The sequence below is a fragment of the Halobacillus sp. 12SKB genome (assembly GCF_052941655.1).
The window spans coordinates 1586428-1600697 of the sequence record NZ_JBRFWR010000001.1; the positions used below are offsets into that span (position 1 = coordinate 1586428).

The window sequence follows — 14270 nt, forward strand, 5'->3', positions numbered from 1 at the left end:
ACTCATGACAGAACGCATTAAAGTAATGACGATATTCGGGACAAGACCGGAAGCTATAAAAATGGCGCCGCTCGTCCTTGAGTTGAAAAAACGTTCGGAACAGTTTGAACCAATCGTTGCAGTAACCGCTCAGCATAGAGAGATGCTGGACCAGGTGTTGAGTATTTTTGATATTGAACCAGATTTTGATCTTGATATCATGAAAGCCCGCCAGTCACTTGCTCAAGTAACCACTCGTGCTTTGGAAGGTTTGGATGAAGTGATGAAAGAAACAAAACCGGATGTGGTCCTTGTCCATGGTGACACGACGACAACATTCGCTGCTTCTCTGGCTGCCTACTACAACCAAATTCCTGTGGGCCATGTGGAAGCAGGATTGCGTACATGGAACAAGTACTCCCCGTTCCCTGAAGAAATGAATCGTCAGCTGACAGGTGTCATGGCAGACCTTCATTTTGCACCGACCAATAAATCAAGAGACAATCTTCTTGCTGAAAATAAGTCGGAAGACAATATCTTTGTTACCGGGAATACAGCTATTGATGCTTTACAGACCACGGTAGCGGAAGACTATGCGTCTGAAGTGCTTGATGAAGTAGGGGATAAACGCCTTGTTCTGATGACAGCACACCGTCGTGAAAACCTCGGAAACAACATGAAGCAAATGTTCCGTGCGATTAAGCGTCTTGTTCAGGAGCATGACGATATTCAAGTTGTCTATCCGGTTCACTTAAATCCGGTGGTCAAAGAGACAGCTGATGAAATTTTAGGAAATGACGATCGAATCAAGCTGATTGATCCTCTTGATGTCATTGATTTCCACAATTTCGCATCAAGAGCGCATCTCATCTTGACCGATTCAGGCGGCGTCCAGGAAGAAGCTCCTTCTTTAGGGGTGCCTGTCCTTGTCCTTCGTGACACGACAGAACGTCCGGAGGGAATTGAGGCAGGAACTTTGAAGCTTGCAGGAACGGAAGAGGATCACATTTTCCATCTTGCACATGAATTGTTATCGGATGACAAAAATCATGAAGCGATGGCCAAAGCCTCCAACCCGTATGGAGACGGTCAAGCTTCTGCCCGCATTGCAGAGGCGATTCGTTACTTCTTCAAACATCGTGAAGACAAACCTGCACCATTTGAAATCGAATAAGAATTAATTAAAAGGACGAGGTCACCAAGACCTCGTCCTTTTCCTTTATCATCCAACGAACTTTCTTTTATAATAGCTCCCGTTTCTTGAAGACTCAGTTTCTAGACGATTGTGTGGTTCTGGGGGCTGCGGGGAATAGCTCGCTTTCCGCGGGAGCGCGGTGAGCCTCCTCGGACTGCGTCCTGTGGGGTCTCACCCTGCACTTTTTTCCTCTACGATATCCGGTTCCGGCGCCTAGCGGCTAGTGAGACTTCCCTCGCTTCTGTACGATAAGTCAACATCGAATCACTCCGTTCTTCGTGTTTCCTTTATCTCCGCCAGCTCCGTCCAGTCCATACGCCGCTGATCAAGGCGCCTGCACACTTAAGTTAGGAGTCTCGCCATTCCCCTCCGCCCACTTGCTGGAATAAATTCTCGAAACTACCTTCCAGCAATAGGAGCTTTTATGGTTGAGAATCCTATATCAACGCGGTTTACAGGATTTATAGCAGTTTTAGGCAAGGTAATATAAGAGGGATTTCGAGAACCTCATATGGCAAAGGGGCGGAGGGAAACGGTGAGACTCCTGTGGGAAGTGCGTGGTAGATGAGACCCCGCAGAGCGTTAGCTCGAGGAGGCTCATCACTCGCCCACGGAAAGCGAACCTTTTCCCGTAGCCCCTAAATCTACACAAACATCTCGAAATCGAGTCTTCCACAATCCTGCCATTTTGTTTAAAATCCTTAAACGCTTTCGCATAAACGTTCAGCTATAACAAATGCTATGGAAAAAAGGAGCACATGCTTATGCGATATGGGATTATCTTTTTCACCTGCCTATTTATATTGACCGGATTCAGTGCTCCTGACCCGAACGATGAAGTAACCATCATTGTCGAATTAGACGAATCACCCGACAAATTCTTAAAAGAACTTGAAAGAAGACTTCCAAGGCTTGAAGTGGTGACGAGTTACGATACGATTTTTTATGGAGTAGCGATTAAAGGGACGGCAGGAGAACTGGAAAAAGTGGCCAGGATGAAATCGGTAAAAAACCAACATCCCGTTCACACCTATGAGGCATTAGATACGGAGGAAGAGCTGTCTTTTTCTACTGAATTCATTAGAAATCAAATGCGCCATCCGCAAACAGGCAAGGGTGTTAAGGTCGGAATTATAGATACAGGGATTGACTACAACCACCCAGATCTAAAAGAGAATTTCAAAGGTGGCTATGACACCGTTGATTTTGACGATGATCCTATGGAAACAGAGGGCGAGGGCGCGACAATTCATGGCACACACGTTGCGGGAGTTGTAGGGGCTAATGGGGAAATGAAAGGAATGGCTCCAGATGCTGATCTTTATGCATACCGGGCTTTAGGACCTGGAGGGGTAGGTTCGTCTGTACAAGTGATAGCAGCAATAGAAGAAGCTGTCAAAGACGGAATGGATGTCATCAATCTATCTTTGGGGAATGACGTGAATGGTCCAGACTGGCCAACAACCCATGCGGTCAATAAAGCTGTAGAATTAGGCACGGTTGTTGTTGTAGCAGCAGGCAATTCAGGGCCAAATGGCTGGACGATTGGATCACCGGCTACTTCTTCAGACGCCATCACGGTTGGTGCTTCGGCATTATCTATGAAGGCTCCTGTTCTGAAGGTCCCGGGGGAAAGGGAAATGATAGCCATTCAAACAATGTCTGGATCCGTTCCCTGGAAATTAGCGAAAAAGTATCCCCTCACTTATTCAGGGACGGGGGAAGCAGAGTTTGGGGATGTACGTGGGAAAATCGTCCTTTTTGAAAGAGGTGGGATTCCTTTTAGTCATAAAGCTTTAAAGGCCTACCAAAAAGGTGCGGTTGCTGTACTCATCTTCAATAACGAAGAAGGGAATTTCCAAGGAGGGTTGGATGGTGTGAAGCTGCCAATTCCTGTAGCTTCTTTATCAAATGAAGCAGGAAACTGGTTGAAAGAAAATGTCATACAACAAAATCAATGGGTCGAAACAATGAATGTTTCTTTAGGTGACCAGGTTGCTCCCTTTAGCTCGAGAGGGCCAGTCACAACAAATTGGGAGATCAAACCGGATATTCTGGCACCTGGGGTGGATATCTACAGTACAGTGCCAGGAGGGTATCAATCGCTGCAAGGCACGAGTATGGCCGCCCCTCATGTGGCTGGTATGGCAGCATTGATTAAAGAGGCGCATCCAAATTGGACTCCTGAGGAAGTGAAGCAAGCGCTGACAAGTACAGCGGACTTAATGCGTGCAGGTAAGCAGCCTTTTCCACCTACTGAGCAAGGCGCTGGAAATGTAGATCTTAACGAAGCACTGGACCCCGAACTGCTCATTGAACAAAGCTCAATGTCTTTCGGTAAAATTGAAGACCGGATTTATCGCAAACAATTGCCTCTGACCGTAAAGAACTTAAAAGACGAACCTGTTAGCATTTCGATTGAAAAGCCAAAAATGGAACCCGGAGTTTCGTGGACGATGCCGATGTCTGTAAAAATAGATTCCGGCCAAACGGAGAAACTGTCTGTTGAACTTCGTGTATCTGCAGCTTTTTTAGAGGATGGGGTTCATGAAGGTTTTTTTAAAGTCAAAGAAGGCGAAAAAGTTTATACCATTCCTTATGTGTATGTGAAAGAAACATCTAGTTATGAGATTGTATCTGGGTTTGAACTGGAGGCGTCCTGGCAAAACGATCGGGTGGCCGGCTATCGCTTTCACTTAGCTGAAGATGTGAACGAATTAAGAGTGGATCTATACCGGGCAGGTACGATGTTAACCGCGGGTACTCTATTAGATGTGAAAGATTTGCAATCAGGATTGATTGAAGGTGAAGTGGATATAGATGACCTGAACTTAGAGGGAAGTTATCTTGCCATCATAACCGCTGTTACAGATGAAAAAGAGTCGATCTACCCATTCCCTATTTATATAGAAGGAAACCGGTAAAAAAACGCTGCGCTTATTTGCGCAGCGTTTTATATTGAGGGGGAGAAGTCATATAAAAAGGATGGTCCCATTATATAATTTTTGGATTGTGTTCCAGATATTTGAATGGTGTGTAAATTCGACGTAAATGTGACGAAAATGTGATCGAATTTTGTCTGTCATTTGTACTTTTACTCACAAACTCATTGACATCAAACCACCCCTATTGTATTCTTACATAGTGTGGAATGATAAGGTTTTCATAGGTGACATACAAGGTTTTCAGCCACTAGAAAATTGTGGAGGAAGAGCGGATGAAACAAACCGAACCACCCTTCAAAGCAATGGCTTTAACCAGCATGATCACATCCCAACTCGCAGGCGGCCCTTTAGCCGGCGTTTTCCTCGGGAAATGGATCGATGGTCACTATTCCACGGAACCCATTTTCTTAATCATAGGTTTACTCCTCGGGTTAGGTACAGGTACATATGGGACCATTCATTTAGTACGGAAGTACACGGGAGACGATTGACATGCAAGGATATCAACAGATGATGACCCGTCAGCGAAAATGGATGTTCTATCTTCTGGCATTATTTGTACTTGGTTGGGGCATCACCCCTTGGCAACCGATTTTCCTCGGACTTCTGTTAGGAAGTGCATTGAGCTTCTACAACCTCTGGCTCATGCAAAGAAAGATCCGCAAGCTTGGCGAAGCTTCCGCAGATAACCGCTCCGTAAGAGGAATTGGTACGTTTACGCGATTGGCTTCCGGCGCATTAGCCGTAGTCATTGCCCTTCAGTTTGAAGAATATTTCCATTTGATTGCAGTAGTATTGGGCTTAATGGCAGCCTATATTGTCATTTTAATAGATTATCTGTTCAATAAATCAACAGTTTAGCATGATGGAAGGTAGGTGAACAGTTTGAATCACGAAGCACCGATGTGGGAGGATGCGTTTGGACTCTCTTGGTTGGATTTCAACTTGTCAAACGTATTGATGATGTTTGTCGCGTCATTGATCGTATTCATCCTCGGCGTAGCGGCGACAAGAAACATGCAGCGATATCCGACAGGTTTTCAAAATTTCATGGAATGGCTGATCGATTTCATTAAAGGAATTATCGGTTCCAACATGGATTGGAGAACAGGTAGGCTCTTTTTACCGCTGGGACTGACATTATTCGCCTACATTTTCGTAGCGAACATGCTCGGGGTTGTCACCAACGGTGTGGTTGGACACACACTATGGTGGAAATCACCGACAGCTGATCCGGGAATCACTTTGACACTCGCGACACTTGTCGTCGTCTTGTCTCATTATTATGGAGTGAAACTGCGGGGCGGTAGAGAATATGCAAAAGGATTTGTACGTCCATTGCCATTCTTGCTACCATTCAAGATTATTGAAGAGTTCTCAAATACGTTGACTCTTGGTCTGCGTCTTTACGGGAACATTTATGCTGGTGAAATCCTATTAAGCTTGCTCGTTGGACTTGCAGCGACTGGCGTAGGAGGATTTATCGGAGCGACCGTTCCGATGATTGCATGGATGGGCTTTAGTACTTTCATTGGTTTCATCCAGGCGTTTATTTTCGTTATGTTAACGATGGTTTACTTGTCTCACAAGGTGAGCGAAGACCATTAATATAAAGCATTATATTAACTTTTTTAAAAATATTGAGGAGGATTTTCATTATGGGTCTTTTAGCAGCTGCAATTGCAGTAGGTTTAGCGGCACTAGGTGCTGGTATTGGTAACGGTTTGATTGTTAGTCGTACAGTAGAAGGGATTGCGCGTCAACCAGAATTGCGCAGTGCACTTCAAACAACAATGTTCATCGGTGTTGCCCTAGTAGAGGCGATTCCTATCATCGGCGTTGTTATTGCATTCATCGTAATGGGTCAATAATAAGGACGAGCATATACGCTTATGGCGAAGTTCAACTCCATCGATCTTCGCCTTTCCTTTATACCTTACGAAAACTTTATACCCGAAAGTCACGGTAAGAAAACTTCGACGGAAGCTGTGTTTACAGCGGAAGCCGGGTTTTTCGCTTGTCTAGCCCTAGCACCAATGAAAGGGCTGCGGAATTTATTAAAGTGTAAACCTGTTACGAGATGGTGTGGAGAGGAGTGAAAACTGTGCAAGGATTCACAGAGAGTCTGGTCCTCGGAGCTGGAGGGCTTAACATAGGTGACATGATCATTCAGCTTGTTTTCTTCCTTGGTCTACTTGCTCTTTTAGGTAAGTTCGCATGGGGACCATTGATGAACATGATGAAAGAACGTGAAGATTATGTAGCAAATGAAATCAACACGGCCGAAAAGAGTCGTGAAGAAGCACAGCGCATGCAGCGTGAAGCTTCAGAAGAGTTGAAAGCGACACGCCAGGATGCACAGAATATTATTGAGGATGCTCGTAAAACAGCAGGCCAGCAAGAAAGAGATATTCTTGAGTCAGCACGTGCTGAGGCTGAACGCATCAAGGAATCTGCTCGTCAAGAAATCGAGCAGGAGAAAGAAAAAGCTGTCCAGGCCCTTAAAGATCAAGTGGCAACCATGTCTGTCATGATTGCATCGAAAGTCATTGAGAAAGAACTTTCACAAAAAGATCAAGAGGCGCTGATCAACCAATATATCGATGAGGCAGGCGAAGAGCGATGAGTCAATCTATCATTGCCAAACGCTATGCAGACGCACTTTTTCAATTTGGAAAAGAACAGTCGAAACTAGAACAATTTGAATCCGAATTGGTAACTATACGTGATGTTTTTCGCGGCAATAAGGAAATCATCTCATTCCTGAACCACCCACGGTTCTCCATGGAACAGAAGAAAAAGTTTGTTGGCAGTTCTTTTCAGTCTTTTTCTACTGAAATTGTCAACACTTTAAAGCTGTTGGTGGAAAGGCATCGTGAGGAAATCATTGTTGATATGATTGGATTTTATATCGAAATGATGAACGATTCAAAAGGCATTGCAGATGCGGATGTTTACTCTGTAAGGGAACTTTCTGAAGCTGAAAAACAGCGCATTTCAGAAACATTTGCACCGAAAGTAGGTAAACAATCCTTGAACCTTACGAATATCGTTGACCCTTCCATCCTCGGCGGCATTCGCCTGAGAGTCGGTAATCGCATATTTGATGGTTCTGTCAGTGGAAAACTTCGCCGCATAGAGCGCAAGTTAGTTTCTGCGAACAATAGATGATAGGGGTGAAATGGCATGAGCATCAAAGCTGAAGAAATCAGTGCGCTGATTAAGCAGCAAATTGAAAACTATGAATCAGATATAGAAGTCAATGATGTGGGAACCGTAATCGAAGTTGGTGACGGTATTGCCCGTGCTCATGGTCTTGATAATGTCATGGCTGGTGAGCTCGTTGAATTCTCTAATGGTGTCATGGGATTGGCACAAAACTTGGAAGAAAGTAACGTTGGTCTTGTCATTCTAGGACCATATACAGATATTAAAGAAGGCGACGAAGTACGTCGTACAGGACGAATCATGCAAGTACCCGTCGGGGAAGAAATGCTTGGTCGTGTCGTAAACCCTCTCGGACAACCGGTCGATGGACGCGGACCGATTGAAACGACGAAAACACGCCCGATCGAATCTCCGGCACCAGGGGTTATGGATCGTAAATCCGTTGATGAGCCACTTCAAACGGGTATCAAAGCCATCGATGCTTTAGTACCAATCGGACGTGGACAACGTGAATTGATCATCGGTGACCGTCAGACAGGTAAAACATCGGTTGCCATTGATGCGATTATTAACCAGCACGATCAGGATATGGTTTGTATTTATGTAGCGATCGGTCAAAAAGAATCAACCGTCCGTGGAACAGTAGAAACTTTACGTCGCCATGGTGCGCTGGATTACACGATCGTAGTAACGGCAAGTGCTTCTCAGCCTGCTCCATTATTATACCTTGCACCATATGCAGGTGTATCTATGGGTGAAGACTTCATGTACAACGGCAAGCACGTTTTGGTCGTTTATGATGACCTTTCCAAACAGGCGGCTGCCTACCGTGAACTTTCTCTACTACTACGTCGTCCTCCAGGCCGTGAAGCCTTCCCGGGAGACGTATTCTACCTACACTCTCGTTTGCTAGAGCGTGCAGCGAAGCTTAGTGATGCTAAAGGCGGCGGTTCTTTGACTGCTCTTCCTTTCGTAGAAACTCAAGCAGGAGATATCTCTGCATATATTCCGACAAACGTAATTTCCATTACCGATGGTCAGATATTCCTGCAGTCTGATTTATTCTTCTCTGGTGTACGTCCCGCGATCAACGCAGGTCTTTCTGTATCTCGTGTTGGTGGTTCCGCACAAATCAAAGCGATGAAGAAGGTTGCCGGTACGCTGAGACTTGACTTGGCTTCTTATCGTGAATTGGAAGCATTCGCTCAGTTCGGTTCTGATCTGGATAAATCCACTCAGGCCAAATTGAACCGCGGTGCTCGTACGGTTGAAGTCTTGAAACAAGGTCTTCACCAACCACTAGCCGTCGAAAAGCAAGTCATGATCATTTACGCACTGACAAAAGGATTCTTAGATGAAATTCCAGTCGAAGATATCACTCGCTTCGAATCTGAGTTCCATAACTGGTTGGATAACAACCGTAAAGAGCTTCTGACTCAAATCCGTGAGACAGGCAAGCTTGCAGAAGATGAAGATATGAGTGGTGCTGTGAAAGAATTCAAGAAAACGTTTGTCGTTTCTGAATAAATGAATCATAGCTAGAAAGGGTGGTGAAACAGCGTGGCATCCCTTAGAGATATTAAAGGTCGGATTACGTCAACGAAAAAGACGAAGCAAATCACGAAAGCGATGGAGATGGTATCGGCCTCCAAGCTGAACCGTGCCGAGCAGAATGCGAAGAAGTTTGTTCCTTATAGTGAGAAAATCCAGGAAGTTGTGGCAAGCATCGCCCAAGGTGGCGGAGATGCAAGTCACCCGATGCTTGAGGCCCGTGATGTCAAAAAGACAGGGTATCTCGTCATCACTTCCGATCGTGGACTTGCTGGAGCATTCAACAGCAGCATTCTTCGTAAGGTGTACCAGCAAATCCGAAGCAATCATACGTCAGCGGATGAATATACCCTGATTACAATTGGACGTATCGGGCGTGACTTTTTCCGTAAGCGGAACATGCCTGTCGATATGGATATCACCGGAATATCTGATCAACCAGATTTCACTGATATCAAAGATATTGCTTCAGATACCGTACAGCTGTACACAGATGAAAGAATCGATCAGCTGTTTATCTATTACAACCATTATGTCAGTGCCATCACTCAGGAAGTGACGGAGAAGAAAATCCTTCCACTGACAGACTTGAATAAAGAGGGTAAAGCAAACCAAAGTTCGTATGAGTATGAGCCGAACCAAGAAGAGATTTTGGAAGTCTTGCTTCCTCAATACGCTGAGAGCTTGATTTATGGTGCTTTACTCGACAGTAAGGCCAGTGAGCATGCAGCGCGTATGACGGCAATGAAGAGTGCGACAGATAATGCTGATGATTTGATCGGAGATCTTACTCTTTCTTACAACCGTGCCCGTCAAGCTGCTATTACCCAGGAGATCACTGAAATTGTCGGCGGTGCAGCTGCCCTCGAATAGGATCTCTCGGATTTTTGAACAGTAAGTTAGGAGGGAAATCGATGAGTAATGGACGCGTGACCCAAATCATGGGACCCGTTGTTGACGTAACGTTCGATGATGGACATCTCCCTGATCTTAATAACGCATTACACGTAAGTTACGAAGCGAAAAACGAAAACGAAAAGAGCGTCGATCTTACATTGGAAGTTGCCCTTCACCTGGGTGACAATACCGTTCGTACCGTTGCCATGTCATCTACGGATGGTGTCATGCGTGGTACGACAGTTACGGATACAGGTAAGCCGATTTCTGTACCTGTAGGTGAAGTAACTCTTGGACGTGTATTTAACGTAGAAGGCGACACGATCGACCTTGATGAGCCACTTGGTGATGTCCGTCGTGACCCAATTCACCGCGAAGCTCCTAAATTTGAAAACCTGGCTACAGAAACTGAAATTCTTGAAACAGGAATTAAAGTAGTAGACCTTCTGGCCCCTTATGTAAAAGGTGGTAAGATCGGTTTGTTCGGTGGTGCCGGTGTAGGTAAAACCGTTCTGATCCAGGAATTGATCAACAACATCGCACAAGAGCACGGCGGTATTTCCGTATTCGCAGGTGTTGGTGAACGTACACGTGAAGGAAACGACCTTTACTATGAAATGACTGACTCCGGAGTTATCAAGAAGACAGCCATGGTATTCGGACAGATGAACGAGCCACCTGGTGCACGTATGCGTGTGGCCCTATCTGGACTAACGATGGCCGAATACTTCCGTGATGAAGAAGGACAGGATGTTCTATTCTTTATCGATAACATTTTCCGTTTCACTCAAGGTGGTCTTGAAGTTTCTGCCCTGCTTGGACGTATGCCATCAGCCGTTGGTTATCAGCCGACGCTTGCTACAGAGATGGGGCAGCTTCAGGAACGAATCACATCGACAGACAAAGGATCCGTTACATCCATCCAGGCGATTTATGTCCCTGCCGATGACTACACGGACCCAGCGCCTGCGACGACCTTCGCCCACTTGGATGCAACGACAAACCTTGAGCGTAAGCTATCTGAACAAGGGATCTATCCTGCCGTGGACCCGCTTGCTTCCACATCTCGTGCTCTGGATCCTGAAATCGTCGGCGATGAGCACTATGAAATTGCCCGCGAAGTTCAGCGTACGCTTCAGCGTTATAAAGAACTTCAGGATATCATTGCAATCCTAGGTATGGATGAGCTTTCTGATGAGGATAAATTGACGGTTTCCCGTGCACGTCGTGTACAATTCTTCCTTTCTCAGAACTTCCACGTTGCTGAACAGTTCACAGGCCAGCCTGGTTCTTATGTGCCTGTTTCAGAAACAGTTAAAGGCTTCAAGGAAATCCTTGACGGCAAATACGACGATATTCCGGAAGATGCGTTCCGTCTAGTGGGACGAATCGAAGAGGTCGTTGAAAAATCAAAACAAATGCAATAAACAGGTCTGGTGGATAGAGGGGCTTGAGTAAAGTTCCTCTTCCTCTTCATGATCAGCCAAGGAGGAATACGAATGAGCACACTGACGGTGAGTGTAGTCACTCCTGATGGCCCGGTGTTGGAAGATGCATTTGAAATGGTCAGCTGTAAGGCGGAAAGCGGTGAACTTGGAATTCTTCCAGGTCACATTCCGATGGTCGCGCCTTTGACGATCAGCGCTGTTCGTCTAAAAGGGGAAGGCAGATCAGATCGTATCGCGGTGAGTGGCGGTTTCTTGGAAGTTCGTCCAGATAAAGTCACGATTCTTGCTCAATCTGCTGAAAAACCAGCGGATATTGATATCGATCGTGCCCGTATGGCCAAAGAACGTGCCGAACGTCGCCTTCAGGACAAACAAGCCGACATTGATTTCCAACGGGCTGAAATGGCACTCAAGCGTGCCTTGAATCGCTTGAATGTTTATGAGAACAACTTCTAAACTGCTTTCTTTACGAGAGCAGTTTTTTTGTGAAAAATACATCTTTTTTCGCCGGCGAATTTTAGATAGTCCCGTCAAAAAGATGTGAAATGTCTATTATTGCCCGGGAAATGGAGTGGAATATTCCCTCTTTTGTCAGTTTATCTTGAACAATTGATGAAGAGGCGGGAGATATCGACATTCCTTAGGGAAGGAGCAGCACCTATGGAACAATACTTTGCAGAAGAAGCGATCCTAAGCATGACCTCGCATTTGATTTTCATCATCATTACATGGAGGGTTTTGCAGTCGATTAATTTTGATGCATTCTTCAGGAAAAATAAAGTCTTTGAGGCAAGAGCTTTACTCATCATCATAACCATCGCTCTAGGTACAACCGTAAGCAACTTCTTTCTTGATTTTATTAAGTGGTCAAACAGCCTTATATACTTATTTTAATGACGATAGACAAATGTCTAAAGTTGTTAGGAAATGTATCGTATGAATGTTCTCTTCTCAGGTCAAACTTATAGTAAGAAAATGCTTGGGGAGGCATTCAAAATGAAAAGTGTTTTGGCTGGAATAATTGCTCTATTTATTATAGGAACAGGTGCTTATCCACAGGAAATGACAGGCGCTCAAAGAACTCTCTTGGAGTTTTCGTCATTTGCTGCGGATAAGCAGCTTGAAGTAAGTGGCTGGACGATAACGATGAAAGAAAAGGTGTCTAGAAAAAAGGCAGACGGAATGAAAAAGGATGTTACAGAGTTCTGGTCCGATCCTGTCGTTACGGAAGAAATTACGATGAATGCCGTAAAGTACACCGTCAAAAACAGTCATAAAAACGGACAAATCATCGAAACTTTTAGTATGATTGTTCCAAAAAATTCTTGGAGCGATGTGGAAGTGGTTTATACCACAGAAGGACAGGGAACACCTTCATTAACAAACATCAATCAAACGAACATGAATGAGTTATCTCGTCGATTTTTCTCAAAAAATGTCACTAATTTCTCTTGTATTAAGACCAAATTTAGTGGTATTATTGATGATGTTTTAGTGTATAAAAAATTCAAACAAGCTTTCGACATAGCAACAATAGATGAAATCGACGAAAACGGTTGGACGAGCAGGACCGGATACACCCAAAAGTGGGATCAGGCCATTGATGCTGGGGATCGAATGATGAACGTTCAATTCGCAACCCGAACTTTGGGCGGGGAGACAAACATCACGATTGGCACACCCATAATAACTGCTGAATATTAATAATAGTGAATATGGACGCGGAGGAGAATGAACCTTGGAAAAAATCATCGTCCGTGGTGGGAGGCAGCTGAATGGTACCGTTAAAGCAGAAGGTGCCAAGAATGCCGTACTGCCTGTCATCGCAGCAAGTATTATTGCAAGTGAAGGAAAAAGCGTACTGCACGAAGTACCCGCTTTAGCTGATGTATATACGATCAATGAAGTGATCCGACATATGAATGCAGATGTAAATATGGTGGGGAACACAGTCACGGTAGATGCTTCTAATGAATTGGAAACAGAAGCACCAATAGAATATGTAAGAAAAATGCGCGCCTCTGTTCTTGTATTGGGACCACTTTTGGCCCGGTATGGCCATGCTAAGGTTGCTATGCCAGGAGGATGTGCTATTGGTTCACGGCCAATTGATCAACACTTAAAAGGCTTCGAGGCAATGGGAGCTGAAGTAACTGTTGGAAACGGTTATGTGGAAGCTGAAGTAAACGGCCGCTTAAAAGGTGCGAAAATTTACTTCGACGTACCTAGTGTTGGTGCCACAGAAAACGTCATGATGGCTGCAGCTCTTGCAGAGGGAAGGACGATTCTTGAAAATTGTGCGAAAGAACCGGAAATCGTCGACCTGGCGAACTATTTGAATAAAATGGGCGCAGACATCGTCGGTGCAGGAACAGAAACCATCCGCATCGAGGGTGTAGAGAAACTTGTTGGTACGACTCATACCATTATCCCGGACCGTATTGAAGCAGGTACATTCATGGTAGCTGCAGCGATTACGGGAGGGAATGTTCTTGTACAAGGTGCGATGCACGAACATTTACGTCCCCTTGTATCCAAAATGGAAGAAATGGGCGTAATCATTCAAGAAGAAGAAAGTGGCCTGCGTGTAATCGGACCTGATATTTTACAAGCAACAGATATCAAAACAATGCCACACCCTGGCTTCCCGACAGATATGCAATCTCAAATGATGGCTCTGATGTTGAATGCAGCAGGCACGAGCGTCATTACAGAAACGGTTTTTGAAAATCGCTTCATGCATGTCGAAGAATTCCGTCGTATGAACGCGAATTTGAAAATCGAGGGCCGCAGTGTCATCGTAGAAGGACCATCTTCCTTACAAGGCGCAGAAGTCGCTGCAACCGATCTAAGAGCCGGAGCAGCTTTGATCCTGGCCGGTTTAGTTGCCGATGGATATACAAGGGTAACAGAACTTAAGCATTTGGATCGCGGATATGTGGATTTTGCTGAGAAATTAGCTACACTCGGCGCTGATATTGAGCGTGTCAGAGAAGAAGAAGTTTATTCAGAAGATCACGAACCAAGCGAATCAGTATCGACATTATAATATATACATCTTTATGGCTTGCCTGTTTCAATATTTTT

At 44.9% G+C, this 14270-nt stretch carries 15 protein-coding genes; all 15 read left to right on the forward strand.

What is annotated here, in order from left to right:
• Nucleotides 1-4 precede the first annotated feature (4 nt).
• The 15 genes from wecB (at nucleotide 5) to murA (ending at nucleotide 14232) form a co-directional block, all read left to right on the forward strand.
• Nucleotides 5-1153, forward strand: a complete 1149-nt coding sequence (gene wecB, locus ACQ4XT_RS07720) for a non-hydrolyzing UDP-N-acetylglucosamine 2-epimerase (protein ID WP_446853171.1) — start codon at nucleotides 5-7, stop codon at nucleotides 1151-1153.
• A gap of 785 nt (nucleotides 1154-1938) precedes the next feature.
• A complete protein-coding gene (locus ACQ4XT_RS07725) occupies nucleotides 1939-4098 on the forward strand; it encodes a S8 family serine peptidase (RefSeq protein ID WP_446853172.1) in 2160 nt (719 codons plus the stop codon).
• Nucleotides 4099-4391: 293 nt separating this feature from the next.
• Nucleotides 4392-4610 (forward strand): AtpZ/AtpI family protein, encoded by a 219-nt coding sequence (locus ACQ4XT_RS07730; RefSeq protein ID WP_446853173.1) that lies wholly within the window; start codon nucleotides 4392-4394, stop codon nucleotides 4608-4610.
• Between the two features lies 1 nt (nucleotide 4611).
• Complete coding sequence (locus tag ACQ4XT_RS07735; protein ID WP_160910917.1) at nucleotides 4612-4980, forward strand: ATP synthase subunit I; 369 nt, start codon at nucleotides 4612-4614, stop codon at nucleotides 4978-4980.
• Nucleotides 4981-5004: 24 nt separating this feature from the next.
• Nucleotides 5005-5727: a F0F1 ATP synthase subunit A gene (gene atpB / locus ACQ4XT_RS07740; protein ID WP_160910918.1), complete on the forward strand. Its 723-nt coding sequence runs from the start codon at nucleotides 5005-5007 to the stop codon at nucleotides 5725-5727.
• A 50-nt stretch (nucleotides 5728-5777) separates the two neighbouring features.
• Complete coding sequence (gene atpE, locus ACQ4XT_RS07745; RefSeq protein WP_014644824.1) at nucleotides 5778-5990, forward strand: F0F1 ATP synthase subunit C; 213 nt, start codon at nucleotides 5778-5780, stop codon at nucleotides 5988-5990.
• A 233-nt stretch (nucleotides 5991-6223) separates the two neighbouring features.
• Complete coding sequence (gene atpF, locus ACQ4XT_RS07750; RefSeq protein ID WP_089652062.1) at nucleotides 6224-6745, forward strand: F0F1 ATP synthase subunit B; 522 nt, start codon at nucleotides 6224-6226, stop codon at nucleotides 6743-6745.
• Nucleotides 6742-7290, forward strand: coding sequence for a F0F1 ATP synthase subunit delta (locus ACQ4XT_RS07755; protein WP_446853174.1), 549 nt, complete (start codon nucleotides 6742-6744; stop codon nucleotides 7288-7290). Before atpF ends, ACQ4XT_RS07755 begins: the two co-directional genes overlap by 4 nt.
• A 15-nt stretch (nucleotides 7291-7305) precedes the next feature.
• Nucleotides 7306-8814, forward strand: coding sequence for a F0F1 ATP synthase subunit alpha (atpA, locus tag ACQ4XT_RS07760; RefSeq protein WP_160910923.1), 1509 nt, complete (start codon nucleotides 7306-7308; stop codon nucleotides 8812-8814).
• Between the two features lie 33 nt (nucleotides 8815-8847).
• Nucleotides 8848-9711, forward strand: a complete 864-nt coding sequence (locus tag ACQ4XT_RS07765) for a F0F1 ATP synthase subunit gamma (protein WP_446853175.1) — start codon at nucleotides 8848-8850, stop codon at nucleotides 9709-9711.
• A 41-nt stretch (nucleotides 9712-9752) separates the two neighbouring features.
• Nucleotides 9753-11162 (forward strand): F0F1 ATP synthase subunit beta, encoded by a 1410-nt coding sequence (gene atpD, locus ACQ4XT_RS07770; RefSeq protein WP_089652058.1) that lies wholly within the window; start codon nucleotides 9753-9755, stop codon nucleotides 11160-11162.
• Nucleotides 11163-11234: 72 nt separating this feature from the next.
• Complete coding sequence (locus tag ACQ4XT_RS07775; protein WP_146817591.1) at nucleotides 11235-11639, forward strand: F0F1 ATP synthase subunit epsilon; 405 nt, start codon at nucleotides 11235-11237, stop codon at nucleotides 11637-11639.
• 204 nt (nucleotides 11640-11843) lie between these two features.
• Nucleotides 11844-12077: a DUF1146 family protein gene (locus ACQ4XT_RS07780; RefSeq protein ID WP_220584468.1), complete on the forward strand. Its 234-nt coding sequence runs from the start codon at nucleotides 11844-11846 to the stop codon at nucleotides 12075-12077.
• A gap of 102 nt (nucleotides 12078-12179) precedes the next feature.
• Nucleotides 12180-12887: a YwmB family TATA-box binding protein gene (locus ACQ4XT_RS07785; RefSeq protein ID WP_446853176.1), complete on the forward strand. Its 708-nt coding sequence runs from the start codon at nucleotides 12180-12182 to the stop codon at nucleotides 12885-12887.
• Between the two features lie 34 nt (nucleotides 12888-12921).
• A complete protein-coding gene (gene murA / locus ACQ4XT_RS07790; RefSeq protein WP_446853177.1) occupies nucleotides 12922-14232 on the forward strand; it encodes a UDP-N-acetylglucosamine 1-carboxyvinyltransferase in 1311 nt (436 codons plus the stop codon).
• Nucleotides 14233-14270 lie beyond the last annotated feature (38 nt).